Annotated in this window: 28 protein-coding genes; 19 read left to right on the top strand and 9 right to left on the bottom strand. The window is 63.3% G+C overall.

What is annotated here, in order from left to right; translation table 11 throughout:
* Nucleotides 1-35: 35 nt before the first annotated feature.
* From AVO45_RS06435 to AVO45_RS06425, 3 genes are all read left to right on the top strand, one after another.
* Nucleotides 36-1,397 carry a formimidoylglutamate deiminase gene (locus tag AVO45_RS06435; protein ID WP_068345147.1) on the top strand — a complete coding sequence of 454 codons (1,362 nt, stop codon included), beginning with the start codon at nucleotides 36-38 and terminating at the stop codon, nucleotides 1,395-1,397.
* A gap of 43 nt (nucleotides 1,398-1,440) precedes the next feature.
* Nucleotides 1,441-2,145, top strand: coding sequence for a GntR family transcriptional regulator (locus tag AVO45_RS06430; protein WP_068345145.1), 705 nt, complete (start codon nucleotides 1,441-1,443; stop codon nucleotides 2,143-2,145).
* A gap of 109 nt (nucleotides 2,146-2,254) precedes the next feature.
* Nucleotides 2,255-3,772, top strand: coding sequence for a malonate--CoA ligase (locus AVO45_RS06425; protein WP_068345158.1), 1,518 nt, complete (start codon nucleotides 2,255-2,257; stop codon nucleotides 3,770-3,772).
* Nucleotides 3,773-3,775: 3 nt separating this feature from the next.
* On the opposite strand, the gene AVO45_RS06420 is transcribed toward AVO45_RS06425, so the two are convergent.
* Together AVO45_RS06420 and AVO45_RS06415 are read right to left on the bottom strand one after the other, a co-directional pair.
* Nucleotides 3,776-4,504, bottom strand: coding sequence for a metallophosphoesterase family protein (locus tag AVO45_RS06420; protein WP_068345143.1), 729 nt, complete (start codon nucleotides 4,502-4,504; stop codon nucleotides 3,776-3,778).
* A complete protein-coding gene (locus AVO45_RS06415; RefSeq protein WP_240482085.1) occupies nucleotides 4,501-5,511 on the bottom strand; it encodes a LysR family transcriptional regulator in 1,011 nt (336 codons plus the stop codon). Before AVO45_RS06415 ends, AVO45_RS06420 begins: the two co-directional genes overlap by 4 nt.
* Between AVO45_RS06415 and AVO45_RS06410 the strand changes: the two genes are divergently transcribed.
* Nucleotides 5,483-5,986: a hypothetical protein gene (locus tag AVO45_RS06410; protein ID WP_338055958.1), complete on the top strand. Its 504-nt coding sequence runs from the start codon at nucleotides 5,483-5,485 to the stop codon at nucleotides 5,984-5,986. The two genes, AVO45_RS06415 and AVO45_RS06410, sit on opposite strands and share 29 nt — an antisense overlap.
* Nucleotides 5,987-6,058: 72 nt before the next feature.
* Here AVO45_RS06410 and serA read toward each other — a convergent pair whose 3' ends face one another.
* Complete coding sequence (serA, locus tag AVO45_RS06405; RefSeq protein ID WP_068345139.1) at nucleotides 6,059-7,654, bottom strand: phosphoglycerate dehydrogenase; 1,596 nt, start codon at nucleotides 7,652-7,654, stop codon at nucleotides 6,059-6,061.
* Between the two features lie 99 nt (nucleotides 7,655-7,753).
* Nucleotides 7,754-8,908 carry a phosphoserine transaminase gene (locus AVO45_RS06400; protein WP_068345137.1) on the bottom strand — a complete coding sequence of 385 codons (1,155 nt, stop codon included), beginning with the start codon at nucleotides 8,906-8,908 and terminating at the stop codon, nucleotides 7,754-7,756.
* A gap of 372 nt (nucleotides 8,909-9,280) precedes the next feature.
* Here AVO45_RS06400 and serB point away from each other — a divergent pair, with 372 nt between their 5' ends.
* From serB to AVO45_RS06380, 4 genes are all read left to right on the top strand, one after another.
* Nucleotides 9,281-10,159 (top strand): phosphoserine phosphatase SerB, encoded by an 879-nt coding sequence (gene serB / locus AVO45_RS06395; protein WP_068345135.1) that lies wholly within the window; start codon nucleotides 9,281-9,283, stop codon nucleotides 10,157-10,159.
* 74 nt (nucleotides 10,160-10,233) lie between these two features.
* On the top strand, nucleotides 10,234-10,563 hold the full coding sequence (locus AVO45_RS06390; RefSeq protein ID WP_068345134.1) for an ArsR/SmtB family transcription factor: 330 nt from the start codon (nucleotides 10,234-10,236) through the stop codon (nucleotides 10,561-10,563).
* Complete coding sequence (locus tag AVO45_RS06385) at nucleotides 10,551-10,979, top strand: SRPBCC family protein (protein WP_068345133.1); 429 nt, start codon at nucleotides 10,551-10,553, stop codon at nucleotides 10,977-10,979. Before AVO45_RS06390 ends, AVO45_RS06385 begins: the two co-directional genes overlap by 13 nt.
* A gap of 24 nt (nucleotides 10,980-11,003) precedes the next feature.
* Nucleotides 11,004-11,318, top strand: a complete 315-nt coding sequence (locus AVO45_RS06380; RefSeq protein ID WP_068345132.1) for a YciI family protein — start codon at nucleotides 11,004-11,006, stop codon at nucleotides 11,316-11,318.
* Nucleotides 11,319-11,336: 18 nt separating this feature from the next.
* Here AVO45_RS06380 and AVO45_RS06375 read toward each other — a convergent pair whose 3' ends face one another.
* The gene (locus tag AVO45_RS06375; RefSeq protein ID WP_068345131.1) at nucleotides 11,337-12,332 is read right to left on the bottom strand and encodes an asparaginase; all 996 of its coding nucleotides are present in this window, start codon (nucleotides 12,330-12,332) and stop codon (nucleotides 11,337-11,339) included.
* 174 nt (nucleotides 12,333-12,506) lie between these two features.
* Between AVO45_RS06375 and AVO45_RS06370 the strand changes: the two genes are divergently transcribed.
* The 4 genes from AVO45_RS06370 to AVO45_RS06360 all read left to right on the top strand — a co-directional run bounded on the left by AVO45_RS06370 (nucleotide 12,507) and on the right by AVO45_RS06360 (nucleotide 15,216).
* Nucleotides 12,507-13,043: an invasion associated locus B family protein gene (locus AVO45_RS06370; protein WP_068345129.1), complete on the top strand. Its 537-nt coding sequence runs from the start codon at nucleotides 12,507-12,509 to the stop codon at nucleotides 13,041-13,043.
* 184 nt (nucleotides 13,044-13,227) lie between these two features.
* Nucleotides 13,228-13,392, top strand: coding sequence for a hypothetical protein (locus AVO45_RS19690; RefSeq protein WP_157770119.1), 165 nt, complete (start codon nucleotides 13,228-13,230; stop codon nucleotides 13,390-13,392).
* Nucleotides 13,393-13,568: 176 nt separating this feature from the next.
* Nucleotides 13,569-14,750: a dual-specificity RNA methyltransferase RlmN gene (gene rlmN / locus AVO45_RS06365; RefSeq protein ID WP_068345127.1), complete on the top strand. Its 1,182-nt coding sequence runs from the start codon at nucleotides 13,569-13,571 to the stop codon at nucleotides 14,748-14,750.
* 76 nt (nucleotides 14,751-14,826) lie between these two features.
* Nucleotides 14,827-15,216 (top strand): phage holin family protein, encoded by a 390-nt coding sequence (locus AVO45_RS06360; protein WP_068345125.1) that lies wholly within the window; start codon nucleotides 14,827-14,829, stop codon nucleotides 15,214-15,216.
* Between the two features lie 9 nt (nucleotides 15,217-15,225).
* Here the strand turns inward: AVO45_RS06360 and AVO45_RS06355 are convergent, their stop codons facing one another.
* Nucleotides 15,226-16,344, bottom strand: coding sequence for a cystathionine gamma-lyase (locus AVO45_RS06355; protein WP_068345123.1), 1,119 nt, complete (start codon nucleotides 16,342-16,344; stop codon nucleotides 15,226-15,228).
* Between the two features lie 156 nt (nucleotides 16,345-16,500).
* On the opposite strand from AVO45_RS06355, the gene AVO45_RS06350 reads away from it, so the two are divergent.
* On the top strand, nucleotides 16,501-16,710 hold the full coding sequence (locus AVO45_RS06350; protein ID WP_068345121.1) for a hypothetical protein: 210 nt from the start codon (nucleotides 16,501-16,503) through the stop codon (nucleotides 16,708-16,710).
* 24 nt (nucleotides 16,711-16,734) lie between these two features.
* Here the strand turns inward: AVO45_RS06350 and AVO45_RS06345 are convergent, their stop codons facing one another.
* Together AVO45_RS06345 and AVO45_RS06340 are read right to left on the bottom strand one after the other, a co-directional pair.
* The gene (locus tag AVO45_RS06345) at nucleotides 16,735-17,022 is read right to left on the bottom strand and encodes a hypothetical protein (RefSeq protein WP_068345119.1); all 288 of its coding nucleotides are present in this window, start codon (nucleotides 17,020-17,022) and stop codon (nucleotides 16,735-16,737) included.
* Nucleotides 17,023-17,070: 48 nt separating this feature from the next.
* The gene (locus AVO45_RS06340) at nucleotides 17,071-17,913 is read right to left on the bottom strand and encodes an LOG family protein (RefSeq protein WP_068345117.1); all 843 of its coding nucleotides are present in this window, start codon (nucleotides 17,911-17,913) and stop codon (nucleotides 17,071-17,073) included.
* 79 nt (nucleotides 17,914-17,992) lie between these two features.
* Between AVO45_RS06340 and AVO45_RS06335 the strand changes: the two genes are divergently transcribed.
* Both AVO45_RS06335 and dapD read left to right on the top strand, forming a co-directional pair.
* Entirely contained in the window at nucleotides 17,993-18,910 is a 918-nt protein-coding gene (locus tag AVO45_RS06335) for a threonine/serine dehydratase (RefSeq protein WP_068345116.1), read from the top strand.
* Between the two features lie 121 nt (nucleotides 18,911-19,031).
* Complete coding sequence (gene dapD, locus AVO45_RS06330) at nucleotides 19,032-19,859, top strand: 2,3,4,5-tetrahydropyridine-2,6-dicarboxylate N-succinyltransferase (RefSeq protein ID WP_068345114.1); 828 nt, start codon at nucleotides 19,032-19,034, stop codon at nucleotides 19,857-19,859.
* Nucleotides 19,860-19,930: 71 nt separating this feature from the next.
* Here the strand turns inward: dapD and AVO45_RS06325 are convergent, their stop codons facing one another.
* Nucleotides 19,931-20,296 carry a cupin domain-containing protein gene (locus AVO45_RS06325; RefSeq protein ID WP_068345112.1) on the bottom strand — a complete coding sequence of 122 codons (366 nt, stop codon included), beginning with the start codon at nucleotides 20,294-20,296 and terminating at the stop codon, nucleotides 19,931-19,933.
* A 145-nt stretch (nucleotides 20,297-20,441) separates the two neighbouring features.
* Here AVO45_RS06325 and AVO45_RS06320 point away from each other — a divergent pair, with 145 nt between their 5' ends.
* From AVO45_RS06320 to rnr, 4 genes are all read left to right on the top strand, one after another.
* On the top strand, nucleotides 20,442-20,786 hold the full coding sequence (locus tag AVO45_RS06320; protein ID WP_068345157.1) for a hypothetical protein: 345 nt from the start codon (nucleotides 20,442-20,444) through the stop codon (nucleotides 20,784-20,786).
* Between the two features lie 148 nt (nucleotides 20,787-20,934).
* The gene (dapE, locus tag AVO45_RS06315) at nucleotides 20,935-22,074 is read left to right on the top strand and encodes a succinyl-diaminopimelate desuccinylase (protein ID WP_068345110.1); all 1,140 of its coding nucleotides are present in this window, start codon (nucleotides 20,935-20,937) and stop codon (nucleotides 22,072-22,074) included.
* A 3-nt stretch (nucleotides 22,075-22,077) separates the two neighbouring features.
* Nucleotides 22,078-22,689 carry a TIGR04282 family arsenosugar biosynthesis glycosyltransferase gene (locus AVO45_RS06310; protein ID WP_068345107.1) on the top strand — a complete coding sequence of 204 codons (612 nt, stop codon included), beginning with the start codon at nucleotides 22,078-22,080 and terminating at the stop codon, nucleotides 22,687-22,689.
* A gap of 31 nt (nucleotides 22,690-22,720) precedes the next feature.
* The gene (gene rnr / locus AVO45_RS06305; RefSeq protein WP_068345105.1) at nucleotides 22,721-24,979 is read left to right on the top strand and encodes a ribonuclease R; all 2,259 of its coding nucleotides are present in this window, start codon (nucleotides 22,721-22,723) and stop codon (nucleotides 24,977-24,979) included.
* The last annotated feature ends 35 nt before the right edge of the window (nucleotides 24,980-25,014 follow it).

The raw sequence follows: 25,014 nt of genomic DNA, 5'->3' as shown, positions 1-25,014 counted from the left end.
GCTAATAATTAAAAGTCTACACAAAAGAAGAAGCCATGAAAATCCACGCCAAAACTGCCTTGTTAGGCTCTGTTTGGGTTCAGAATCTGAGGGTGAGCGTTTCGGAAGGACGCATCGTCGGACTGGAACAAGAGGTATCGCCGACGGCCGATGACCTGTGCGTGGACACGTTGCTGCCGGCGCTGGGCAACCTGCACAGCCATGCCTTTCAGCGCGCAATGGCGGGGATGACGGAAACGCGCGCGGCCGGAAAGCAAAGCTTCTGGACCTGGCGCAACCTGATGTATCGGTTCCTGGAACGGCTCACGCCCGAGCATGTCGAGGCCATCGCCGCGCTGGTCTACATGGAGATGCAGGAGGCAGGTTACGCCTCGGTGGGAGAGTTCCACTATATCCACCACCAGCCGGGCGGTGCTCCCTATGACCGGCTGTCCGAGTTGAGCCAGCGCATCTTTGCGGCAGCCGGGCAGACCGGGATCGGCCTGACCCACCTGCCGGTTCTCTACACCTACGGCGGCGTCAACCAGGAGCCGCTTGCCGGCGGGCAGCTGCGCTTCGGAAATGGCGTAGACCGGTTCCTCAAGCTGCATGGGGAGTGCCGCGCGGCCTTGTCCACAGCGACCGAGGATACTCTTGTCGGAATTGCCCCACACTCTCTGCGGGGAACGTCTCCTGCAGATCTGGCGGAAGTGCTGGCGCAAGTGTCCGAGGGGCCGATTCACATCCATATCTCGGAGCAGGTGAAAGAGGTTGCCGACGTCGAGGTCAGGCTGGGCAAGCGCCCGGTCGAATGGTTGCTGGACAATGTGGACTTGGATGGCCGTTGGTGCCTGATTCACGCGACTCATATGGCCGACGACGAAACAACTCGCTTGGCGCGGTCGGGTGCGGTGGCCGGCTTGTGTCCGATTACCGAGGCCAATCTGGGCGACGGGATCTTCAACGGCGCGGTCTATGTCGAAAACGGCGGGGTGTTCGGCGTGGGATCAGACTCTAATGTGAGGATTTCGCTGACCGAAGAGCTGCGCACGCTGGAATATTCGCAGCGCCTGCGCGACATGGCGCGGACCGTTCTGGTGCCGGGCGAGGGATCTGTCGGGCATACGCTTTACACCGGGGCCGCGCGCGGTGGGGCGCAGGCCCTGGGCCGCGACGCGGGGCAGATCGCGGTCGGCAAACTGGCCGATCTCGTGGCCATCGACCGCAGCCACCCGGCGCTCTGTGCGCTCAGCGATGAACAATTGCTGGACGGGCTGTGTTTCGCCGCGCCGGATTCGGTCGTCACCGACCTGTGGTCGGCGGGCCGCCACATGGTGCGCCAGGGCCGGCACGTGGCGCGGGATCGCATCATCGCGGACTATCGAAGGGCAGTGACCGATCTGCTGGACCGCTGCTGATCGCCAATGCACCAAAAAGCCCAAATTAGAGCCTGATATCTTCATGACCCAACCCAGTGAAACCACCAGCTACCGCGACATCAAGCGCATCGTGCTCGAACGGATACGCTCGGGCACATGGCAGCCCGACTCCCTGTTGCCGAACGAGCAGGAACTGGCAGCAGAGTTCTCCTGCACCCGCACGACGGTCAATCGCGCGTTGCGCGAACTGGCCGAAGAGGGGTTCCTGGAACGGCGGCGCAAGGCCGGAACCCGCGTGCTGAGCTCGCCACAGAGACAGGCACGTTTCACCATACCGCTGGTCCGGGACGAGGTCGAAGCCGCGGGCGGGCGGTATCGCTATGCGTTGGTCTCGGCCGAATTGCAGCCCGCGCCGGAATGGCTGAGCGCGCGGCTGCAACTGCTGCCCGGCCAACAGATGATGCATGTCCGCTGCATGCACTATTCGAACAACACGCCCTTTCAGTACGAGGACCGCTGGATCGTGGTCGACAGCGTGCCCGAGGTGACGCAGGCGGATTTCTCGGCCATCGGCCCCAATGACTGGCTGGTTCAGACGGTTCCTTTCACCAATGTCGAGCTGACTTTCCTCGCCAGTCGCGCCGATGCGACGTTGGCCGGGTTTCTTGACGTGCCCGAGGGTGAACCGATTTTCACCGCCGAGCGGATCACATGGCTGCAAGAGCGCCCGGTCACCATCGCAAAACTTTATTTTGCCGCAGGTTACCGGATGACGACGCAGATCTGAGGCTTTTGGGGGTGCGCCGTCGCGCGCTCTTTACCATCGCGGCAATCCGAGACAGTTTCAGGGGCAGCAACATCCGGTTGTTCCGGCCCTTTCCCTGAAGGATCGCATGATGACAAACCCGCTTTACGACCGTCTATTTGGCATCCATGCCGGCAAGGACACGCCGTTCCTGCATCTGCCGGATGGCACCGTGATCAGCCATGCCGAGTTTCTTGATACCGCCGCCCGGATCGCCAATGCGCTGACTGGGCTTGGGCTGGAGCCCGGTGACAGGGTTGCGGTGCAGGTTCAGAAATCGCCCGAGGCGCTGGCGCTCTATGCGGCCTGTGTCCAGGCGGGGCTGATCTTTCTGCCGCTCAACACGGCCTACACGGTCGATGAGCTGACCTATTTCATCGAAAACAGCGGTGCCTCTCTGGTCGTCTGCGACGGGGCCAGCGAAGCGGCGCTTGCCCCGATCGCGCAAAACGCCGAGGCGCAGCTGCTGACGCTGAACGCCGACGGATCGGGCAGCCTGATGCGCCGTGCGCTGGGCATGTTGCCGGCCTTTGCGCCGGTTGCCCGTGACGAAGAGGATCTCGCGGCTTTCCTCTACACCTCCGGCACCACGGGCCGGTCGAAAGGCGCGATGCTGACGCAGAAGAACCTGCTGTCGAATGCCGAGATGCTGGCGCGGGAATGGCGCTTTACCGAGAATGACGTTCTGCTCCACGCCCTGCCGATCTTTCACACCCACGGCCTGTTCGTGGCGACGAACGTGGTGCTGGCGACCGGCGGCAGCATGATCTTTCTGCCGAAGTTCGACCTGGACGACATACTGCGCCTCATGCCCGGGGCGACGACGATGATGGGGGTTCCAACCTTTTACACCCGCCTGCTGGACGATGAGCGGTTCACCCGCGACCTGGCCTCGCACATGCGCCTGTTCATTTCCGGCTCGGCGCCTCTGCTGGCCGAAACCCACGCGCGGTTCGAAGAACGCACCGGCCACCGTATCCTCGAGCGCTACGGCATGACGGAAACCAACATGAACACTTCGAACCCCTATGACGGCGAGCGCCGGGCGGGCACGGTGGGCTTTCCGCTGCCGGGGGTCGAACTCAAGATCACCGATCCGGAAACCGGAGAGGAGCTGCCGCAGGGCGAAATCGGCCTGATCGAGGTGCGCGGGCCGAACGTGTTCAAGGGCTATTGGCAGATGCCTGAAAAGACGGCGGCCGAACTGCGCGAAAACGGGTTCTTCATCACCGGCGATCTCGGCATGATCGACGAGGACGGCTATGTCACCATCGTCGGACGCAACAAGGATCTGATCATCTCGGGCGGTTACAACATCTATCCCAAGGAGATCGAACTGGTCCTGGATGAACAGCCCGGCGTGCTGGAAAGCGCGGTGATCGGCGTGCCGCATCCCGATTTCGGCGAAACCGTGCTGGGCATCATCGTCCCCGAAGCCGGTGAGACCCCGGATCTGGATGCGATCATGGAGGCCGTCGGCGGCAGCCTTGCCCGCTTCAAGCATCCCCGCAAGCTGATCCTGCTGGACGAGTTGCCACGCAACACGATGGGCAAGGTGCAGAAGAACGTCCTGCGCGAGGCCTACAAGGACCTGTTCCAGAAGGCGTGACGCCTAGGGTTTCAGCGGAACGCGACCCTCGTCCGTCAGCAGCCAGCAGTCGCGGCCCTCGAACACCGCTGCGGCCAGCGGCCTCCCGTATCCTGCGCCTGCATCGAGGTTGACACGGTTGCCCCGGTGCTCGGGCCGGGGCGCAGGCGTGTGGCCATGCACCACCAACCAAGGGTGCGGGCGCGGGTCGTCGAGAAACTCCTGCCGGATCCAGATCAGGTCATCCTCGGTCTGCTGGTCCAGGGGAATGCCGGGGCGGATTCCCGCATGAACGAACAGCAGATCACCCTCTTGATGGAATGTCGGCAGCGATTCCATGAAGTCCCGATGCTCCTCGGGTACTGCCGCGCGGGCCTTTTCGTGGACCTGGTAGATCCGGTCGCCCTCGGCCACCGAAACGCCGTAGGAGGCAAGGGTTTCAATACCGCCCAGCCCGTGATGCAGCCAGTGATAGCCGACCAGCAGGCGGTGGTCGTTGGCCGGATAGTCGCGCAGGAACAGGGCGAACATGCGGTCGTGGTTGCCCTTGAGCGTGATCCAGTCGCGCCCGGCACGCTTTCCCGCGACCAGAATGTCCAGCACGCCGCGGCTGTCCGGCCCCCGGTCGGTGTAATCGCCCAGGAACACCACCCGCGCGTCAGCCCCGCCATCCGCCTCGACCCGGGCGAGGGCGGCCTCGAGCATCTCGCGCTGGCCGTGGATATCGCCGATGGCGTAAATGGGGCGCGTCATGTGGTTCCTCCGGAATCGTGCCCCTGTTCTGTCGCATCAATTGGGCTGGGGAAAGGTGCGCGGTCGAGTGGCTCCATCAGCATTGCAATCTGGTCACGCAACCAGGAATGAGCCGGTGCTCTGGTCGATCGTTTGTGCCAGATCAGCATGAGTTCCGCAGGCTCGATCCTGATCGGCGGTCGGAAGATATCCAGGCCGACGCGCGGTGCCACCCGTTCGGCAAGTTGATGCGGCACGAGCGCGATCAGGTTGCTTTGCGCAACCGCGTTGTAGACGCCGGAAAAGACCGGCATGGTCATGGTCACGTTGCGTTTCCGTCCGATGGTTTCGAGGGCCGCATCCGCCATGCCCCTGTGATTTCCCTCGGGCGAGAAAAGGACGTGTTGCAGGTTGCAGAACAGATCCAACGGGATCGCATCACCGGGCTTCACACCGGCGCCCTGCAGGCGCGGATGGCCGCGCCGGGCGATACTCACGAAGTGAGAGCGGTGCAAAAAGCGGCTTTCGACCCAGTCCGGGAACTCCGTGCGGGGCAGAATCGCCATGTCGACGCCGAATTGATCCAGCGAATGAACGTAGTTGTCCGGCACCAGGTCCACCAACTGGACCCGCATGCCGGGCGCGTTACGGGACAGGTGGTCGGCCAGAGCGGGCAACAGCAACTCGGCGTAGAAATCGCTGCCGGATATCTTGAAGCGGGCGTCCGAGCGCGCGGGGTCGAACTCTCCGGGGCCGGACAACAGGCTTTCGGTCTGTTCAAGGATCTCGCGCAACGGCGTCCTGAGGCCCTGTGCGTAGTCGGTAGGGACAAGCATTCGCCCCTTGCGCACGAAAATCGGGTCGTCAAGCGCGTGGCGCAACCGGCTCAGGGCGGCCGAAACAGCGGGCTGAGACAGGCCGATGCGCTTTCCGGCAAGGGTTGTCGAGCCGGTTTCAAGAAGGGCATCCAGAACGCGCAGCAAGTTCAGGTCGAAGGTCATGAAATTCATGCCATGGATAAATATCATGAAATTTATCAATTTCCTATATTTCGCGGGCTCGTGCAAAATCCTGTCAGCATTCAGAAAACATGGAGGAGTCATGAGGGGAGTTGCACTTTGGTTCATGGCAATGGCCGTCATCGCTGCGTTGTGCGGAATGGTCTGGGGGATCCAGATGTCAGCAAGTCATGACCACACTCTTTCGCCCGCGCATGGGCATTTGAATCTGTTGGGTTGGGTCAGTTGCTCGATTTTCGCGCTCTATTACCACGCGGTGCCTGACGCGGCCGAGGGAATGCTGCCGCGTGCGCATTTCGCCTTGTCCGTTTCTTCGGTCGCCTTGCTGGCGCCGGGGATTGCGATGGCGATCCAAGGACAGGGTGAGCTTCTGGCCAAGTTCGGCTCGGTTCTGGCACTGTTGTCGATGGGTTTGTTCGGTTTGATCGTGCTGCGCGCCTCACGCGTCGCTCAGGCGAACGCGCGCCGGCAAGGGGTCGCCTAGGCGCCGAAAAGTGCATTTGGAAATGAAAACGCCGCCCGGAAGGGGCGGCGTTTCGCGTTGTCTCAAAGGCGATCAGGCCACGTCAAACTCCAGCGGCTTGATCTGCGTGAACAGCCCGGTTTCGGCCAGTTTGGCGCGGGCCTCGGCCGGAACCGGCTCGTCAACGTAAAGCAGCGCGATCGCCTCACCGCCCGCATGGGTGCGGCCGAGGGTGAAGTTCGCGATGTTCACGCCATAGTCGCCCATCGTGGTGCCCAGGGTGCCGATGATGCCCGGCACGTCCTCGTTGGTGGTATAGAGCATGTGCGCCCCGACCTCGGCGTCGATGTTGATGCCCTTGATCTGGATGAAGCGCGGCTTGCCGTCCGAAAACACCGTGCCCGCGATCGAGCGTTCGCGTTTGCCGGTCACAACGGTCACCTTGATATAGCCGTCAAATGCGCCGGACTTGTCCTGGCTGGTGGTCGAGATCTGGATGCCGCGTTCCTTGGCCACGACCGGAGCCGAAACCATGTTCACCTCGGGGTTCACCTTTTTCATGATGCCGGCGACCAGCGCGCAGTTCAGCGCGGCCAGGTTCATTTCCGCGGCGACGCCATCGTAGAGAATGTTGATCGCCTTGATCGGCTCGTCGGTCATCTGGCCGATGAAGCTGCCCAGATGGCCGGCCAGCTTGATCCACGGCCCCATCACCTTGGCCTCTTCGGCGGTCACGCTGGGCATGTTCAGGGCGTTCTCGACCGCGCCGGTCAGCAGGTAGTTCGAGATCTGCTCGGCCACCTGAATCGCCACGTTTTCCTGCGCCTCGGTGGTTGCCGCGCCCAGATGCGGAGTGCAGACCACGTTGGGCAGGTGGAACAGCGGGTTGTCCTTGGCCGGCTCCTCGCTGAACACGTCGAACGCGGCACCCGCGACATGGCCCGATTTCAGCAGTTCGGCCAGGGCCTCTTCGTCAACCAGGCCACCGCGGGCGCAGTTTATGATCCGCACGCCCGGCTTCGTCTTGGCAAGGTTCTCGCGGCTCAGGATGTTGCGGGTCTGGTCGGTCAGCGGCACGTGCAGGGTGATGAAATCCGAACGCGCCAGCAACTCGTCCAGTTCCACCTTCTCGACGGCCATCTGGTCGGCCTTTTCCTGGCTCAGATAGGGGTCGTAGGCGATGACCTTCATCTTCAGGCCCTGCGCCCGTTCGCAGACGATGCCGCCGATATTGCCGGCCCCGATCACGCCGAGCGTCTTGTTGGTCAGCTCGATCCCCATGAACTTGGACTTTTCCCACTTGCCTTCGTGGGTCGAGGCGCTGGCCTCGGGGATCTGGCGCGCCACGGCGAACATCATCGCGATGGCGTGTTCCGCGGTGGTGATCATGTTGCCGAACGGCGTGTTCATCACGATCACGCCCTTTTTCGAGGCCGCTTCCTTGTCGATGTTGTCGGTGCCGATGCCGGCGCGGCCGATGACCTTGAGCTTGTCGGCCTTCTCCAGGATCTTCTCGGTGACCTTGGTGGCCGAGCGGATGGCAAGCCCGTCATAATCGCCGATGATCTCGGCGAGCTTTTCCTTGTCCTTGCCCACGTCGGGCATGAAATCGACGTCGATGCCGCGGTCGCGGAAGATCTGGACCGCTGCTTCGCTGAGCTTGTCGGAAACGAGTACTTTCGGAGCCATGGTGTTTTCCTTTGGCGTGGTGGCGGGCGGGGCCCGCCTGATGTCATCTGATTGGAAAAGGGTCGTGGGAGGGGCGGGAAGGCTCCCGCCTCTCACCGGTCAGGCTGCTGCGGCCTGCGCCTCGATTTCGACCTGGAAGGCCCATTCGAGCCACGGCAGCATCGCCTCGATGTCCGAGGTCTCGACCGTGCCGCCGCACCAGATCCGCAGACCGGCGGGCGCATCGCGATAGGCGCCGATGTCATAGGCCACGCCTTCGGCTTCCAGCCGCTTGGCGACCGACTTGGCGAATGCGGCGCCGTCCTGGATGCGCTCGTCGGTGAATTTCAGGCACACGCTGGTGTTCGACACGGTTGCCGGGTCATGGGCCAGGAAGTCGATCCAGTCATGCAGTTCGACGAAATCCGCGACCGCCTTGGTGTTGGCATTGGCGCGGGCGATCAGGCCCTGCAGGCCGCCCACCGAGCGGGCCCAGTCGAGGGCGAAGAGGTAGTCCTCGACCGCCAGCATCGATGGGGTGTTGATGGTCGCGCCCTCGAAGATGCCCTCGATCAGCTTGCCGCCCTTGGTCAGTCGGAAGATCTTGGGAAGCGGCCAGGCGGGCGTGTAGGATTCGAGGCGTTCCACCGCGCGCGGGCTGAGGATCAGCATGCCATGGGCGGCCTCACCGCCCAGAACCTTCTGCCAGCTGAAAGTGGTCACATCCAGCTTGTCCCAGGGCAGGTCCATCGCGAAGGCGGCGCTGGTGGCGTCGCAGATGGTCAGGCCCTCGCGGTCATCGGCGATCCAGTCGCCGTTCGGAACCCGGACGCCCGAGGTGGTGCCGTTCCAGGTGAAGACGACGTCATTTTTGAAATCGACGGTGCTCAGATCGACGATTTCGCCGTATTCGGCGGTCTTGACGGTGGCGTCCAGCTTGAGCTGCTTGACCACGTCCGTGACCCAGCCGGCGCCGAAGGATTCCCATGCCAGCATCTCGACGCCGCGCGCGCCCAGCAGGTTCCACAGCGCCATTTCGACGGCGCCGGTATCCGAGGCAGGCACGATGCCGATGCGGTAGTCTGCCGGGATGCCCAGAATTTCGCGGGTGCCTTCGATCGCGGCCTTCAGCTTGTCCTTGCCGACGGCGGCCCGGTGCGAGCGGCCCAGAGCGGCGCCTGAGAGCTTTGTCAGATCGAATGTGGGGGGTTTGGCGCAGGGGCCCGAAGAAAACCGCGGATTGGCCGGCCGCGTCGCCGGTTGTTCGATGGTCATAGGTGTTACCCTTCCAGATATGCGCCCCTCGTTGGGGAGGGGTGTCCCACCGCCAGAGCTATTCTGCCGCGATGCGGCAGGCAAGCGGGAAATGGCCTGATTTCGCCGCTTTGGTGTTCAAATCCGACGCATCGTGCACATGATCGGAAACTTGTGTTCCGCGTTGCCAAAGCAAGCCGTAGGGATTGGAGTAGCGGGCGCGCTGATTGAGTATTTGGAAAAAGGTGAGGATTTTCAGTTTCTTGCAAAGGACTGGCCGCGGCAACTGACGTCAGGCGTCCGAATTGCGGGATTTCGGAATCGGATTGAAGCGGCGGCTGGCGGTTTTTCTGCGTCTGCGCTATGCGCGAGGGGCAAGACAGGAGAATTCGAATGTATGTTGCCACTCTGCTGACCAATCCCGGCACGCCTTCGCTGGAGCACTCGCTGGTCGATTCGCTTCGCAATGCCTGGGGCGGCGGCGACGCGATCTGGTTGAACCCGGACGTGGCGGCGGAATTCGAACTTGCCGCCATTCCGGCGAACCGCTGGGAGGTCTGGGCGGATCTGCAGGCCATGGGCGTGGACCTTGTCGTTCAGCCGGCCGCGGGGCGGCGCAAGAAGATGCTTCTGGCCGACATGGACAGCACCATGATCCAGCAGGAATGTATCGATGAACTGGCCGACGAGGCGGGCGTCGGTGAGCGTGTCAAGGACATCACCGCGCGGGCGATGAATGGCGAACTGGATTTCGAGGGCGCCCTGCTCGAGCGGGTCGGGTTGTTGAAGGGGCTGGATGAGGGGGTGATCGCCAAGGTCCTGGACGAGCGGATCACGCTGATGCCGGGCGGCCGGGAACTGGTGGCGACGATGCGGGCCAATGGCGCTTATGCCGCGCTGGTGTCGGGCGGGTTCACCGCGTTCACGGCCCGGGTCGCCGAAGAGCTGGGTTTTGACGAGAATCGCGCGAACACCTTGCTTGTCGAGAACGGCAAGCTGAATGGCGACGTGAAACGCCCGATTCTGGGGCGCCGGGCCAAGGTCGAGGCGCTGGAGCGGATCTCGGCACGCCTGGGCATTTCAGAGTCCGACGTGATCGCGGTCGGGGACGGCGCCAATGACCTCGACATGCTCGGCCGGGCCGGAACCGGGGTGGCGCTCCATGCCAAGCCCTCGGTCGCGGAAAAATGCGACGTGAGGGTCAATCACGGTGATCTGACGGCCTTGTTGTACTTGCAGGGCTATACACGAGACGAGTTCAAATTGGCCTGATCTTTTCCGTATCGTTGCGGCACTCCGGATTTGTGGGGGTTCACAAATTTAACATTTGTGTTAAATTGAGCCCCATGACGAATCTTCTGGCCGCCTTTTCCGCGCTTTCCGACCCAACCCGATTCTCGATCGTGGAACAGCTCATGGAGCAGGGCGAATTGCCCGCCGGTGACCTGATCGAGGGCAAGGGCATGTCCGGTGCCGCGATTTCGCGCCACCTGAAGGTGTTGCGCGAGGCGGGGCTGGTCCGGCAGCGCGCCAAGGGAACGCAGCGGCTTTATTCGGTGCAACCCGAGGGGCTGCGCGCCATAGCCGAATGGACGATTTCCAGGCGGCAGTTCTGGGAAGGCAGCCTCGACCGGCTGGATGCATTGCTGAAAAAGGAAAACACATGGCCGACCTGAGACTGGAACGCGACTTTCCCGTCAGCCCCGAAACCCTGTTTGCCTGGATCAGCGATGGGCCCCGGCTGCTGCAATGGTGGGGGCCTGAGGGGATGCATGTGCCCGAGCACGATCTGGATTTCTCGCGCACCGGCCCGTGGTTTTCAGTGATGGAAAACGGCGAAGGGCAGCGTTTCAAGGTCTCGGGCCAAGTGACCCATGTGAAACCTCCCGTCTCGGTGGGCTTCACTTGGGCTTGGCATGACGAGAACGACAAGCGCGGCGACGAAAGCCATGTGACATTCACGGTCGAAGCCACGGACAGTGGTGCGCGTCTGGTGCTGGATCACCGTGACTTGGGCGATGACGAGATCGGCAGAAGCCACGAAAAGGGCTGGACCTCGTCGCTGCGCAAGCTCGTCGCCGCTTTGGGATGACATTTCACCAGCGGAGGAAAGAAGATGCCTGAATTCATTTTTGCCTATCACGGCGGCAAGGCCCCCGAGAGCCCGGAAGAAGGCGAACAGGTCATGGCCGCGTGGCAGGCCTGGTTCGCCGACATGGGCGATGCGGTGGTGGTGCCCGGTGCGCCGGTGGGATTGTCCAAGACGGTCAGCGCCAGTGGTGTCGCCGATGACGGCGGGGCCAACCCGCTGTCCGGTTACTCGGTGGTCAAAGCCGCCGATATCGGTGCCGCCACGGAACTGGCGAAGGGTTGCCCGATGGTCGTGTCGGGCAACGGTTCGGTCGAAGTGGCCGAAATCATGGAAATGTAAGAGTCGGCAGACCGGCCGTCAGGGGAACCCGGCGGCCGGTTTGATGATGCCGCAATCGATGTTGCGGCGGTTCAGCACCGGGGCGTTCATGAATTTGCGGGTGGCCGGATGCTCGGGGTCGAGAATGCCCAGGCTCACCAGGATCGCCGCGATTGCACATTCGCTGGCACGCGTGGCCCCGTCGGCGATCTTGAGCGCAACGCCCATCCGCCTTTCGGGAATGATGGCGACGAACACCGCCTCGGCTCCGGTCTTGATGGCGGCGCGTCCGTTCATGGCGCGCATCAGTTCGGTGCAGGCGCGGCCCTCGCCAGCGACCAGTTCCGGGTGGTGCATCATCGCCGCCGTCAGCTGTTGGGCCGCCTCGCTCTGCCGGTCGGATCGATCCGCCGCCGAGGCAAACCACGCCATCGCCCGCGCCAGACCATGCAGCGACGTCGCGAAATTCGGCGCTGAGCAGCCGTCAATGCCATAGCAGGGGCTTTCCTCACCGGTGACTTCTTCGAACGCGGCCAGGCAGGCCTGTTGAACCGGATGGTCGATGTCGATGTATTCCGGCCCCGCGCCCATGTGCTGGGCCACCGAGAGAAATCCCGCATGTTTGCCGGAGCAATTGTTGTGCATCTGGCAGGGAACAGTATCGGCAAGGATCAGCGCATCGCGCGCGGCCATGTCACTGGGTTCCTGCGGGCCGCAGCGAAAGTCGTCGTCGCCAAGGCCCAGGTGATCGAGCCAGGCGGAGACCCGATCAGTGTGAATCGCCGCGCCCGAATGCGAGGCGCAGGCCAGCGCAAGGTGTTCCGAGTTCAACCCGTATCTGGCCGCCGCCCCGGACGTGATCAACGGCAACGCCTGGATCATCTTGCAGGACGAGCGCGGATAGATCGTTGCATTCGGATCGCCCCAGCTGCGCACGATCTGCCCGGTATCATCACAGATGACAGCATGCCCCAGATGCAGGCTCTCCAACAAAGACCCGCGCCATACTTCGGTCATCGGCACCGGCTGCGTCATGACGTCCCCTCGCTGAGTGCGCAAAATTCTGCCAACCGCACTTTCGCCCATGGCGAAACCTGCGATACTGTGTGTATGTCGGCAAATGACCGGGTGCGCAACATCAGACGGGTCGACAAATCCCGCAGGCGCCCGGGACAATTGAGGTTTTGGTCGAGCTAGGAGGCTGGACAAATGGGATCGAAGCTCGTCCGCGTCATCGCGGGCCTGTGCATGGCCACAATGGCCACTACCGCTACCGCACAACAGGCGACAAGCAGCAACCGGGTCGCGGCAAAGACCGATTGGAGCGTGTTCGTCGAGGACGATCCGACCGAATGCTGGAGCGTTTCGGCACCTAAGGAAACCGTCAACACGCGCGGCGGGCGCGTCGTGTCGGTTCGGCGGAGTGACATCTTGCTGTTCGTGTTCTTCCGACCCAAGGCGGGCGTGAAAGGTCAGGTTACCTTTACGGGCGGTTATCCGTTCGCACCAGGGTCGACCGTGAACCTTGCCGTCGATGGCAGCGAATTCGAGCTTTTCACCGAAGGCGAATGGGCATGGCCGGCGACCGAATCCGATGACGCCAAGATCATCGCCGCCATGAAACGTGGCACCGAGGCGGTGCTGACCGCCCGGTCTCAACGCGGAACACAGACCAAGGATACGTTTTCGCTGCTGGGGTTCACTGCAGCCGTCGAGGACGCAGAGAAGCGCTGCGCGAACAACTGATCCGAAACCCGGTTTCTCGCAAGGCCCCGACCCTGCAGGCGGGGCCTTTGTCGTTCCCGAAGGCAAGGGCGACATTTCTCAACGAAAGAATTTCGTGCCTTTTCCGAACTTTGGTGATACGATAACCACCTTGATTTCCAGTGTTTTCTGCTTCAGCGGTCCGGGGCCGCGAGGAGTGTGGCGTATGATTGAGTATGGTATAGCTGCGGGCGGCGTATCCGGCGGCGGACGGAGTTTCGGAGGGCCGAACTTTTCCGCCTGGACCGATGCGGTTGTCAGTAACCCGGTTGTTCTTGTGATCGTGATTGCGGTCTCTGTGCTGTTCATCAAGGTTGCATTCTTCCGCTGACACATCGATGTAGCGCCTTCCCGGGCGCGTGCCCAATAGCGTGATGCACCGTGCCGATCGGAAGCCTGCGCAGGCATCGCATCGGCACGCCCGCGAACGATTTTGCCCGAAATCTTTTGATCTTTGCCTGCTTTCCTATATAGAGGCGCATTCCAAGCCCGAATCCGAGTTCTGCCATGTCCGCGAAAGCGCCGATCACCCAAGATGTCGTGACCATCCCCCGCAAGCTGGCCGAGGGGAAGATCAACCTTGTCGGCCTCACCCGTGACCGCCTGCGCGAGGTGCTGATCGAACATGGCACGCCCGAGCGGCAGGCCAAGATGCGGGTGAACCAGATCTGGCAATGGATCTACCAGTGGGGCGTGCGCGACTTTGCCGAAATGACCAACCTCGCCAAGTCCTACCGCGCGCAACTGGCCGAGAATTTCGTGATCGAGATTCCCGAAGTGGTGACCCGGAAGGTTTCCGAGGACGGCACCCGCAAATATCTTGTCCGCATCGCCGGCGGGCATGAGGTCGAGGTCGTCTATATCCCCGAGGAAGATCGCGGCACGCTCTGCATCTCTTCGCAGGTGGGCTGCACGCTGACCTGTTCGTTCTGTCACACCGGCACCCAGAAACTGGTGCGTAACCTGACGACGGCCGAGATCGTCGGGCAGATCATGATGGCCCGCGACGACCTGAACGAATGGCCGGTGCCGGGTGAGCCGAAGAACGAGACGCGCCTGCTGTCGAACATCGTGCTGATGGGCATGGGCGAGCCGCTCTACAATTTCGAAAACGTGCGAGATGCGATGAAGATCGCGATGGACCCCGAGGGGATTTCCCTGTCGCGTCGCCGCATCACTCTGTCCACGTCGGGCGTGGTGCCGGAAATCGCGCGCACGGCGGAAGAGATCGGCTGCCTGCTGGCAATCTCGTTCCATGCCACCACCAACGAAACCCGCGACGTTCTGGTGCCGATCAACAAGCGCTGGAACATCGAGGAACTGCTGCAGGCGCTGGCGAACTATCCCAAGGCGTCGAACTCCGAGCGGATCACCTTTGAATACGTGATGCTGGATGGCGTGAACGACAGCGACGAGGACGCGCACCGCCTGATCGAACTGATCCGCAGCCACGACATCCCGGCCAAAATCAACCTGATCCCGTTCAACGAATGGCCCGGCGCGCCCTACAAGCGCAGCTCGAACAACCGCATCCGCGCTTTTGCCAACATCATCTACCAGGCCGGTTACGCCTCGCCCATCCGCACGCCGCGTGGCGAGGACATCATGGCCGCCTGCGGCCAGCTGAAATCGGCGACCGAGCGCGAACGCAAGTCGCGCAGGCAGATCGAGTCCGAAGCGGGGCTTTGAAAATTCAGGTGAAATCAGGCTGAGACCGGTTTAGGCTCGCATTCAATACCAACGTAGATTGAATGCGAGGTTCAGGATGTACCGGTTGTTTCTGAGGGTCGTTGCCCTGCTGATCGGCAACGCAGTCGGCTTGTTGCTTGCCGCGACTTTGCTCGACGGCTTTTCGATTGCGCCGCTCTATTTTGTCGTGGTGGTGGCCGTCTTTACCTTGGTTCAGGTGATCGCCGAGCCGCTGATTTCCAAGGTTGGTGAAAAGAGCTTGCCCGCCATCCAGGGCGGTATCGCGCTGATCGTGACTTTCGTCGGCCTGCTGATCACCGACGCGGTGACCGAAGGTCTGCAAATCGGCGGCGTGACCAACCTGTTCCTGGCGACCCTGCTGGTCTGGCTGGGCGCGCTGATCGCAGGGATCCTTTTGCCAATCTACGTGTTCAAGGAACTGCGCGAGAACCGCAAGCAGGGCTGATCGCGGGTCTCAGGTCAGGCCATCGAGGCTTGTTTCGATGGCCTGCCACAATTCCTCGACCGGCTCACACCCCACGGACAGGCGGACAAAACCCGGGTCCACGTCGTCGCCCCAACGGGCGCGGCGCTCTGCCGAGCTGTGAACGCCCCCGAGCGAGGTTGCGGGCCGGATCAGCGGGCAGGAGTTGATGAAGCGTTCGGCCCGTTCTTCGCTGTCCAGCGTGATCGACAGCAAGAAGCCGAACTTCAGGGTCTGCGCCTTGGCCAGCTCATGCGAGGGGTCGCCGGGCAGTCCCGGATAGCGGATCTCTTGCACCGCCGGATGTTCCACCAGCCGTGCGGCCAGAACGCCGGCCGAGTTGCACATGCGCTCGAACCGGACATCCAGCGTCTCCAGCCCGCGGTGAAGCAACCAGGCTTCGTGCGGGCCGGGGATCGCGCCGGAAACCTTCCGCCACTCTTCGACGGCGGCCATGAGGTCGGGATTGCGGCTGGCCACATGCCCCATCAACAGGTCGGAATGCCCGCCCATCGCCTTGGTGTCCGACGCGACGACCATGTCGATGCCCAGATCCAGAGGGCGCTGGCCCAACGGGGTCAGCGTCGTGTTGTCGGCGATGGTGATGCCACCCGTCGCCCGCACCTCTTGGGCCACGGCGCGCAGGTCGATCATGTCTAGGCCCGGGTTGGAAGGGCTTTCGACGAAAACAATGTCAAACCTGTCGAAACCGCCTTCTTCGAAGGTGACCGTAGGCCGCTGTTCAACCGTGACGCCGAGGTTCGCCAGAAAGCGTTCGGCCAGAAGCCGGGTGACGTAATACCCGTCCGATGGGATCAGTATGCGTTGTCCGGCCCTCACGGTCGCGAACAGCGCCGCCGAGATCGCCGCCATGCCCGAGGGAAAGGCCAGACACGGCGCGCCTTCGAGATGGCCGAGGACATGCTCCAGATGTTCCCAGGTCGGATTGTTGACGCGTCCATAGTTGGGGAAACCTTCGGGAGAACCGGGCAGGTGAAACATGCTGCTCTGCGTCAGCGGCAAGGCGACTGGCTCGCCCTTTTGCAGCGAATTGCCCCGCAGATGCAGCATCTCGCCCAGCAACGGCTGCTTTGCTTTGCTTTCGTCCATTCCGGCTTCTCCTCCATCCGACCCAGCCGCCATAACATTCAATCTCTGACACGAAAAGCGACCGGCCCGCCCGAATCTTTCCCCAATCCCGGCAAAACCCTGCCCTGATCAACAATCAGTTTCCAATTCGATGACAACGCCAAGGAGAATTGAACGATGGCACATGCTGATATCGGAGGGAGCGGGATCGAGGCAGGCGTTCTGGACCTGCTGCAAAGAGAGCGGGACAAGTCCCTGAGCGACCGCGAGTGGAAATTCCGGCTGGCCGGCTATGGCTATGCGATCAAGGACGTGAAAGGCGCGCGGATCGTAACCAAGCTGCCCCAAGGCCACGAACTCGGTGTTCTGCCGACCCACCTGGACTGACCCGCGAGGGGCTTGATCTGCTGTTCAGACCGACACGATGGCAGGGCCGCTCATCGCGCCGGTGAACACGCCGCCCTCGGCGGGACTCGTATCCTTGCGCATATGCTGCACCGACTCGCGGACGCGGTTCCACGATCCTTCGTCGGGGTAGACCATGACGATCAGGCCCTCCGAGGGGCTGACCCGAACCAGATAGCCATTGGTGGCACCCATGGCCTTGAGCTGGTTCAGTTTCTCCTTGGCCGTTTCAATCAGAGCCGCCTCGTTCAGGCTGTCGTCATAGGTCCAGTTGGAAACCGTTACGTACGCCATGCGCCCCTCCCTTGGATGTGGTCGGGGCTCAGTGTAGCACGAATCGCCTCATCTCCCCGGAATCTCGTCACGCGGCGGAGCCGGCTCCCAGTTTTCGATGATGTGCACCGCTTCCTGGGCAGTATCCACGAAACGGAACAGGTCCAGATCCTCTTTGGAAATGGTGCCCGCATCCGCCAATGCCTGCCAGTTTATGATGGAGTCCCAGAACTCTCGGCCAAACAGCAGAAACGGCACCCGATGCATCCGGCCGGTCTGGATCAGGGTCAGCGATTCGAACATCTCGTCCATCGTTCCGAAGCCGCCGGGAAAGATGGTGATGGCGCGGGCGCGCATCAGGAAATGCATCTTGCGGATGGCGAAATAGTGGAAGTTGAAGCTGAGTTCCGGGGTCACGAACAGGTTGGGCGCCTGTTCGTGCGGCAGCACGATGTTGAGGCCGATCGAACATCCCCCCGCCTCGTGCGCGCCGCGGTTTCCCGCCTCCATGACGCCGGGACCGCCGCCGGTGACGATCACGTTTTCCCGGCAGCCGCTTTCCTTGGACTTGTTGGTCATCAGCCGGGCGAACTCGCGGGCCTCGTCGTAGTAGCGTGACAGGTCCGCCAGCGTCTGCGTGCGGGCCCGGTGCCTTTGCGAGGGCTCCGGGATACGGGCGCCGCCGAACATGACGATGGTCGAGGTGATCTCGCGCTCGGCCATCAGCATCTCGGGCTTGAGCAATTCCAGCTGCAGGCGCACCGGGCGCAACTCGTCGCGCAGCAGGAACTCCTGGTCCGCGAAGGCCAGCTTGTAGGACGGGGATCTGGTCTGCGGGGTTTCGGGAACTTCCTGCGCTGTCGAACGGTCTGTCTGGGCATCCCGGAACGGGCTGGGTCGGTCTTCTCTCATTGCTGGGTGATCCCTGCTTGCGTGTTTTCTCAACAGCTATAGGGTTCACGAGCGGAGCGCCAGAGACGGGAAGTCGAGAATGAATTGGAAGTCGGAGATTGCGGCGGCAGCCGAGCGCATCAAAGGTCACGTGCAGGTGACGCCGGTGATAGAAACCCGTGGTTTCGGGCTGGATTTCCCATTGGAGATGAAGCTGGAGCACATGCAGCACACAGGCAGCTTCAAGGCGCGGGGCGCGTTCAACACCCTGCTGAGCTGCGATGTTCCGTCCGCGGGTGTCGTGGCGGCCTCGGGCGGGAATCACGGGGCGGCGGCGGCCTTTGCGGCACGGGCGCTCGGGCTTCCGGCCAAGATTTTCGTGCCCGAGATGGCCGGTCCCTCGAAGATTGCCTTGATCGAGGGCATCGGCGCCGACCTTACCGTCGTGCCCGGCGAATATGCCAATGCGTTGCAGCAGGCGCGCGCGCACGAAGCCGCGACAGGCGCAATGCAGATCCACGCCTATGACGCGCCGGCGACCGTTGCCGGGCAGGGCACCTGTTTCGCCGAGTGGGAGGCACAAGGGCTGCAGGCCGATACGGTTCTGATCGCGGTCGGCGGCGGGGGGCTGATCGCCGGGGCATTGGCGTGGTTGCAGGGCGCGCGCAAGGTGGTCGCGGTCGAGCCGGAAACCTCCTGCGCGCTGAACGCGGCCCTGCGCGCCGGCGCACCCGTCGATGTGCAGGTTTCGGGGATCGCCGCCAATGCGCTTGGTGCGCGGCGCATCGGCGAGATCTGTTTTGGCCTGGCGCAGGGGATCACCTCGGTTCTGGTGCCCGACGAGGCGATCGCGACCGCGCAACGGGCGCTCTGGCAGGAGCGTCGCCTGCTGGTGGAGCCCGCCGGGGCGACGGCGCTGGCGGCCTTGATGTGCGGGGCATACCGGCCGGAACCGGGTGAGAAGGTCGCCGTGCTGATCTGTGGCGGCAACATTGCCCCCGATCCCTTTGCCGGGTGAGGCAGCCGCCCCCGAATGTTGAAACTGCCGCTTGGGGTCGAATCTGCGTCGCATTGCGCATTGGCCTCCGCTTGCATATAGGCGAAACCAACGCGACGAGATTCAGCCACGGAGAAGCCCCATGTCCGACACGCAACTGGAAGCCGCCATCGAGGCCGCCTGGGAGGTCCGCGACACCATCACCCCCGCGACCACCGGGGAGCAGCGCGACGCGATCGAGGAAACGCTGAACGCGCTGGACAGCGGATCGCTGCGCGTGGCGGAAAAGATGGACGACGGCAACTGGCACGTGAACCAGTGGGCCAAGAAGGCGGTTCTGCTGGGCTTCCGCATCAAGGACATGGAGATCCAGTCGGGCGGCCCGCAGGGTGGCGGCTGGTGGGACAAGGTCGACAGCAAGTTCGCCGGCTGGGATGAAAGCCAGTGGCGGGATGCCGGGTTCCGCGCGGTGCCCAACTGCGTGGTGCGCAAGTCGGCCTATATCGCGCCGGGCGTGGTGCTGATGCCGTCCTTCGTGAACCTCGGCGCCTATGTGGACGAAGGCACCATGGTCGATACCTGGGCCACGGTCGGGTCCTGCGCGCAGATCGGCAAGAACGTCCACCTGTCGGGCGGCGTCGGCATCGGCGGCGTTCTGGAGCCCATGCAGGCCGGCCCGACCATCATCGAGGACAACTGCTTCATTGGTGCCCGCTCCGAGGTGGTCGAAGGCTGCATCATCCGCGAAGGCTCGGTTCTGGGCATGGGCGTCTATATCGGCAAATCGACCAAGATCGTCGATCGGGAAACGGGCGAGGTCTTCTATGGCGAGGTGCCGCCCTATTCGGTGGTGGTTTCGGGCTCGATGCCTTCGAAGAACGGCATCAGCCTGTATTGCGCGGTGATCGTGAAGCGGGTCGATGAGAAAACCCGTTCCAAGACCGGGATCAACGAGCTGCTGCGCGACTGATCGGGGTCTGGGCATAGAAATTTCAAGGCCGCGGGGGCAATCGCCCGCGGCCTTTTTCATTCATGGGATCGTCATTCGAATTGAACGATGACCGCCTCGAAATCCTCGTCGCCGATGACGCAGGTATGGTGGCCTTTGCCGGTCTTGTCCTCCATGTGCCAGACGTCGCCCTTCCGGATCTCGCGGGCTTCACCATCGCTGGCGGTCACCCGAACTGCCCCGGACAGGCAGACCAGTCGCTGTCGCACCGGAGTCGGATGGATCGGCTCATCCCAACCCGCGCGCAGCCTCAGAAACATCATGCGTTTCACCGGTTCCGGTTCGGAAATCTCGATCTTCTGGGCGGGCGGGGCAAAGCTGCGCTCGACAAGGTTCACGTCAATGTCCGTCCACCGGCTTTCTCCATCCGTGTCGGCAAACAATTTCTGAAATCTCATTTCGGTTTCCAATCCTTGAGCAGGGCGGAAAGGTTAGACCGGATTCCCGAAAATGCCCAATCCTTCGCATTTCGAACCGAAGGTTGGCTTTGGCCGGAAGGCGGATGCAGTTGACCGGGATGGGCCGCAGGTTTATGGCGACGCCATGGACAAGAAGAAAAAACCCTCGCGCCAGCAGGTCTATACGCTGCTGGTCCAGATCGGTCGCAAGGACGGCGACGGACTGCCCGAAGGCGCGACCGGCGCGGCGCTGATGTGCTATGCCAGCGGCGTGGACGAGGCAGAGGCCGTGCGCGAAACGGTGGCCATCCTGAAACAGGCCGACACCGCGCCGCTGGACGTGACCGGCTACGGCACGTTGGCCGAGCGCGAGGCCGCAGGGCACGAGATCAGCGAGGAAGAACGCGCGTTGATGCAGCGGGCGCTCGAGGAGAACGCGGTGATCGTGGCCCAGATGACCCCGTTCTTCGGGGACGAACGCCAGGACTGAATCCCGGTCGCGCAGGTGTCCGGGTTTCGCGCCGGAAAGAAGAACACCCCCAAGGTCGCCCAGGTTTTTTCCTTCGCGGGGTTGGCATTCGCGGCAATTCCATGAATCTGTGCGCAGCCAATCGCACCGGAACGAAAGAGACGGAACAATGACCGACGCCGCCCAACTGACCGCCGACCTGATCCGTTGCCCCTCGGTGACGCCGGAAGAAGGCGGCGCGCTGATCCTGTTGGAAAAGCTGTTGTCTGAGGCGGGGTTCGAATGCGTCCGCGTGGATCGCGGCGAGGTCAGCAACCTGTTCGCGCGCTGGGGGGCCAAGGGCCACGCGCGCAGCTTCGGTTTCAACGGGCATACCGACGTCGTTCCGGTCGGTGACGAGGCGGCATGGACGGTTGCGCCCTTCGGGGCCGAAATCCGCGATGGCGTCCTCTATGGCCGGGGAGCGACTGACATGAAGTCGGGGGTCGCGGCCTTTGCCGCCGCCGCCGTGGATTTCGTGCGCGAGACGCCGCCCGATGGTGCCGTGATCCTTGCCATCACCGGCGACGAGGAGGGCGACGCGATCGACGGCACGACGGCCCTGCTCGACTACATGGAGCAGGCCGGTGAACGCATGTCGGTCTGCCTGGTAGGAGAGCCGACCTGCCCGAACACCATGGGCGAGATGATGAAGATCGGCCGGCGCGGCTCGATGTCCGCGTGGTTTACCGTGACCGGCGTGCAGGGACACTCGGCCTATCCGCACCGCGCCAGGAACCCGCTGCCAGCAATGGCACGGCTGATGGACCGGCTGGCAAGCCATGAGCTGGACAAGGGGTCGGAACATTTCGATGCTTCGACCCTTGCGGTGGTGACCATCGACACCGGCAATCCGGCAACGAACGTCATCCCCGCCCAATGCTCGGGCGCGGTGAACATCCGGTTCAACGACCTGCATTCCGGCGCCAGCCTGACCGAGTGGCTGCAGGCCGAAGCCGACCGGGTGGCCGAGGAGTTCGGCGTCGCGATCGAGATGAAGGTCAAGGTGTCCGGCGAGAGCTTTCTGACGCCGCCGGGTCCGCTGTCCGATCTGGTCGCAAGCGCAGTCGCCGCCGAAACCGGCGTGACGCCCGAGCTGTCGACGACCGGAGGTACCTCGGATGCGCGGTTCATCAAGGACCATTGCCCGGTCGTGGAGTTCGGGCTGGTGGGCCGCACCATGCATCAGGTGGACGAGTGCGTGCCGGTCGAGCAGATCCACCAGCTCAAGGCGATCTACGGCCGGATCCTGCGGGACTTTTTCGCCTGATCCATGCGTCGCACCCTGATCATCATGGTCAAGGAACCGCGCCCGGGCCGGGTCAAGACACGGCTGGGGCGCGATATCGGTCATGTGGGTGCCGCCTGGTGGTTCCGGCACCAGACCCGTGCCCTGATCCGGCGTCTGCGCGATCCGCGCTGGCAGATCGTGCTGGCGGTGTCACCCGACCGCGAGGGGACGACGAGTCGCGTCTGGCCCGCTGACCTGCCACGGATCGCCCAGGGGCGCGGCGATCTGGGGCGGCGTATGGGCCGGGTCTTGCGGTCGGTGCCGAAAGGCCGGGTCTGCCTGATCGGCGCGGACATTCCCGGGGTCACTTCCGCCCATGTGGCGCGAGCTTTTGCGGCGCTTGGGCGCGCCGAGATGGTATTTGGTCCGGCAGAGGACGGGGGCTATTGGCTGGTCGGCGCACAGGGCCGCCATGTTCTGCCCAAGGGGCTGTTTCAGGGCGTGCGCTGGTCCACCGAACATGCCTTGGCCGATACGCTGGCCTCGGTTGCGGGCAGGCGCGTGGCCACCGTGGACCTGTTGCGCGACGTGGACAGCCTGTCCGATCTGGCGGCGACCCGCACGCCATCCTCGATGTCGTCGCTTTTGCGATGACGGGCCTTCGCGGTCGTGCTACGGCAAAATCATGACACGCATTCCGACCAAGCAGGAGATCCTCGAATGGATCTCGGCGCATCCGACCCTTACCTCCAAGCGCGACATTGCCAAGGCCTTTGGCATCAAGGGCGCAGACCGGATCGACCTCAAGCGAATCCTCAAGGAGCTCGAGGCCGAGGGGCATCTGGCGAAACGCAGGCGCAGCTATCACGACCCCGACCGCCTGCCGCCGGTCAGTGTTCTGCAGGTCAAGGCACCCAATGCCGACGGCGATCTTTTCGCCCGCCCGCTGGAGTGGCACGGCGAGGGGGTCGAGCCCATCATTCTTGTTCTTCCGCGCGCCAGCGATCCCGCGCTGGGCGAGGGGGATCGTATTCTCGCCCGGCTGACGCTGGTGCATGAAGAGGATCACAACTACGAGGCCCGGCTGATCCGGCGCATCGCCAAAAGCCAGCGCCGCGTCGTCGGCATCTTCCGCAAGGGGGCCGAAGGCGGCCGGGTCGTGCCGATCGACAAATCCGCCAACCTGGAGTGGCTGGTGCCCGATGGGGCGACCCTTGGGGCGAAGGACGGCGAGTTGGTCGAGGCCGAGCAGTCGGGGCCGAAGAACCATATGGGCCTGCCGCGTGCCCGTATCGTCGAGCGTCTGGGCGATCCATCCGCGCCCAAGGCGGTTTCGCTGATCGCCATTCATCAGCACGGTATCCCGGACGAGTTTCCCGAAGAGGTCATCGCCGAGGCCGACAAGGCAAAACCTCTGGGCCTTGCCGGGCGCGAGGATCTGCGCGATCTGCCCCTGCTGACCATCGATCCGTCGGATGCGCGCGACCATGACGATGCCTGCTATGCCCATGCCGACGATGATCCCAAGAACCCCGGCGGCCATGTGATCTGGGTCGCGATTGCCGACGTCGCCGCCTATGTGCGCCCCGGCACGGCGCTGGATCGCGAGGCGCGCAAGCGGGGCAACTCGACCTATTTCCCCGACCGCGTGGTGCCGATGCTGCCCGACCGTCTGTCTGGCGATCTGTGCTCGTTGCACGAGGGCGTTCCGCGCGCCTGCATCGCGGTGCGGATGCAGATCGACGCAGACGGCAACAAGATCGGCCATCGCTTCGTGCGGGGGCTGATGCGGTCGGCGGCCTCTCTGAACTATGCCGAGGTTCAGCAGGCGATCGACGGTCACCCGAACGACCGCACCGGCCCGTTGCTCGAGGATGTGCTCAAGCCGCTTTACGCCGCCTACGGGGCCCTGAAAAAGGCGCGCGAGGCGCGGCAGCCGCTGGATCTGGACCTGCCCGAACGCAAGATCGTTCTGAGCGATGACGGACATGTGGAAAGCGTCGCCTTCCGCGAAAGGCTGGACGCGCATCGCCTGATCGAGGAATTCATGATCCTCGCCAATGTCGCGGCAGCAGAGACGCTGATCGCCAAACGCAGCCCGCTGATCTTTCGGGTTCACGAAGAACCGGCCCCGGAAAAGATCGAATCTCTGCGGGAAACCGCGCAGGCGGCCGGGCTGAACCTTGCCAAGGGGCAGGTGCTGAAAACCCGGCACCTGAACGCGCTGCTGAACGCGGCGGCAGGCACCGAGGATGCCGAGCTGATCAATCTCAGCACGCTGCGGTCGATGGCGCAGGCCTATTACAGCCCCGAGAATTTCGGCCATTTCGGGTTGGCGCTGCGCAACTATGCCCATTTCACCTCGCCGATCCGGCGCTATGCCGACCTGATCGTGCACCGGGCGCTGATCTCGGCCCACGGTTGGGGCAAGGACGGCCTGACCGCCGATGAGATCGAGCGGCTGGAAGAGACCGCGAACCATATCTCGGACACCGAGCGGCGCTCGATGATGGCCGAACGCGATACGGTGGATCGCTATCTGGCGGCCTATCTGAGCGAACGCGTCGGCAACGAGTTCACCGGCCGCATCAGTGGCATCGCCCGTTTCGGCGCCTTCGTGAAGCTGGATGAAACCGGCGCCGACGGTTTGGTGCCGGTTCGGTCGCTGGGGCGCGAATTCTTCCATTTCGACCGCGAGGCCGGAACCCTGATGGGCTCGGATACCGGGCTTCTGATCTCGATCGGCCAGCGCGTGACCGTGCGCCTGACCGAGGCCGCGCCGGTCACCGGGGGGCTCGAACTGGAGCTGCTGTCGATCGAGGATCAGGCCCTGCCGCGCGGTCGTTCCTCCGGTGGCCGCGGGCCAAGGCGCAAGGCCGCCAGCACCAAGCGCAAGAAGGCCAAGATCAAGCGCAAGGTCGAACGCAAGCGCCGCCAGCGGTGACGCTTTGGGCACGGCGGGCGGCGAAAGACCGCGAG

Source organism: Ruegeria marisrubri (genome assembly GCF_001507595.1).
Taxonomy (GTDB): Bacteria; Pseudomonadota; Alphaproteobacteria; order Rhodobacterales; family Rhodobacteraceae; genus Ruegeria; species Ruegeria marisrubri.
The sequence above is the reverse complement of the archived record's forward strand: the minus strand, read 5'-3'. Positions and strand labels throughout refer to the sequence as shown.

What these genes read in the sequence shown, in the direction of transcription:
- AVO45_RS06430 (WP_068345145.1), top strand. Translation starts at nt 1,441, where the DNA reads ATGACCCAACCCAGTGAAACCACCAGCTACCGCGACATCAAGCGCATC.
- AVO45_RS06355 (WP_068345123.1), bottom strand. Translation starts at nt 16,344, where the DNA reads ATGGACGAAAGCAAAGCAAAGCAGCCGTTGCTGGGCGAGATGCTGCAT.
- AVO45_RS06415 (WP_240482085.1), bottom strand. Translation starts at nt 5,511, where the DNA reads ATGATATTTATCCATGGCATGAATTTCATGACCTTCGACCTGAACTTG.
- dapD (WP_068345114.1), top strand. Translation starts at nt 19,032, where the DNA reads ATGTCCGACACGCAACTGGAAGCCGCCATCGAGGCCGCCTGGGAGGTC.
- rlmN (WP_068345127.1), top strand. Translation starts at nt 13,569, where the DNA reads ATGTCCGCGAAAGCGCCGATCACCCAAGATGTCGTGACCATCCCCCGC.
- AVO45_RS06375 (WP_068345131.1), bottom strand. Translation starts at nt 12,332, where the DNA reads ATGACGCAGCCGGTGCCGATGACCGAAGTATGGCGCGGGTCTTTGTTG.
- AVO45_RS06345 (WP_068345119.1), bottom strand. Translation starts at nt 17,022, where the DNA reads ATGGCGTACGTAACGGTTTCCAACTGGACCTATGACGACAGCCTGAAC.
- AVO45_RS06420 (WP_068345143.1), bottom strand. Translation starts at nt 4,504, where the DNA reads ATGACGCGCCCCATTTACGCCATCGGCGATATCCACGGCCAGCGCGAG.
- AVO45_RS06380 (WP_068345132.1), top strand. Translation starts at nt 11,004, where the DNA reads ATGCCTGAATTCATTTTTGCCTATCACGGCGGCAAGGCCCCCGAGAGC.
- AVO45_RS06410 (WP_338055958.1), top strand. Translation starts at nt 5,483, where the DNA reads ATGAAATTCATGCCATGGATAAATATCATGAAATTTATCAATTTCCTA.
- serA (WP_068345139.1), bottom strand. Translation starts at nt 7,654, where the DNA reads ATGGCTCCGAAAGTACTCGTTTCCGACAAGCTCAGCGAAGCAGCGGTC.
- AVO45_RS06325 (WP_068345112.1), bottom strand. Translation starts at nt 20,296, where the DNA reads ATGAGATTTCAGAAATTGTTTGCCGACACGGATGGAGAAAGCCGGTGG.
- serB (WP_068345135.1), top strand. Translation starts at nt 9,281, where the DNA reads ATGTATGTTGCCACTCTGCTGACCAATCCCGGCACGCCTTCGCTGGAG.
- AVO45_RS06340 (WP_068345117.1), bottom strand. Translation starts at nt 17,913, where the DNA reads ATGAGAGAAGACCGACCCAGCCCGTTCCGGGATGCCCAGACAGACCGT.
- AVO45_RS06425 (WP_068345158.1), top strand. Translation starts at nt 2,255, where the DNA reads ATGACAAACCCGCTTTACGACCGTCTATTTGGCATCCATGCCGGCAAG.
- AVO45_RS06320 (WP_068345157.1), top strand. Translation starts at nt 20,442, where the DNA reads ATGGACAAGAAGAAAAAACCCTCGCGCCAGCAGGTCTATACGCTGCTG.
- AVO45_RS06310 (WP_068345107.1), top strand. Translation starts at nt 22,078, where the DNA reads ATGCGTCGCACCCTGATCATCATGGTCAAGGAACCGCGCCCGGGCCGG.
- AVO45_RS06335 (WP_068345116.1), top strand. Translation starts at nt 17,993, where the DNA reads ATGAATTGGAAGTCGGAGATTGCGGCGGCAGCCGAGCGCATCAAAGGT.
- rnr (WP_068345105.1), top strand. Translation starts at nt 22,721, where the DNA reads ATGACACGCATTCCGACCAAGCAGGAGATCCTCGAATGGATCTCGGCG.
- AVO45_RS06360 (WP_068345125.1), top strand. Translation starts at nt 14,827, where the DNA reads ATGTACCGGTTGTTTCTGAGGGTCGTTGCCCTGCTGATCGGCAACGCA.
- AVO45_RS19690 (WP_157770119.1), top strand. Translation starts at nt 13,228, where the DNA reads ATGATTGAGTATGGTATAGCTGCGGGCGGCGTATCCGGCGGCGGACGG.
- AVO45_RS06435 (WP_068345147.1), top strand. Translation starts at nt 36, where the DNA reads ATGAAAATCCACGCCAAAACTGCCTTGTTAGGCTCTGTTTGGGTTCAG.
- AVO45_RS06370 (WP_068345129.1), top strand. Translation starts at nt 12,507, where the DNA reads ATGGGATCGAAGCTCGTCCGCGTCATCGCGGGCCTGTGCATGGCCACA.
- dapE (WP_068345110.1), top strand. Translation starts at nt 20,935, where the DNA reads ATGACCGACGCCGCCCAACTGACCGCCGACCTGATCCGTTGCCCCTCG.
- AVO45_RS06390 (WP_068345134.1), top strand. Translation starts at nt 10,234, where the DNA reads ATGACGAATCTTCTGGCCGCCTTTTCCGCGCTTTCCGACCCAACCCGA.
- AVO45_RS06400 (WP_068345137.1), bottom strand. Translation starts at nt 8,908, where the DNA reads ATGACCATCGAACAACCGGCGACGCGGCCGGCCAATCCGCGGTTTTCT.
- AVO45_RS06350 (WP_068345121.1), top strand. Translation starts at nt 16,501, where the DNA reads ATGGCACATGCTGATATCGGAGGGAGCGGGATCGAGGCAGGCGTTCTG.
- AVO45_RS06385 (WP_068345133.1), top strand. Translation starts at nt 10,551, where the DNA reads ATGGCCGACCTGAGACTGGAACGCGACTTTCCCGTCAGCCCCGAAACC.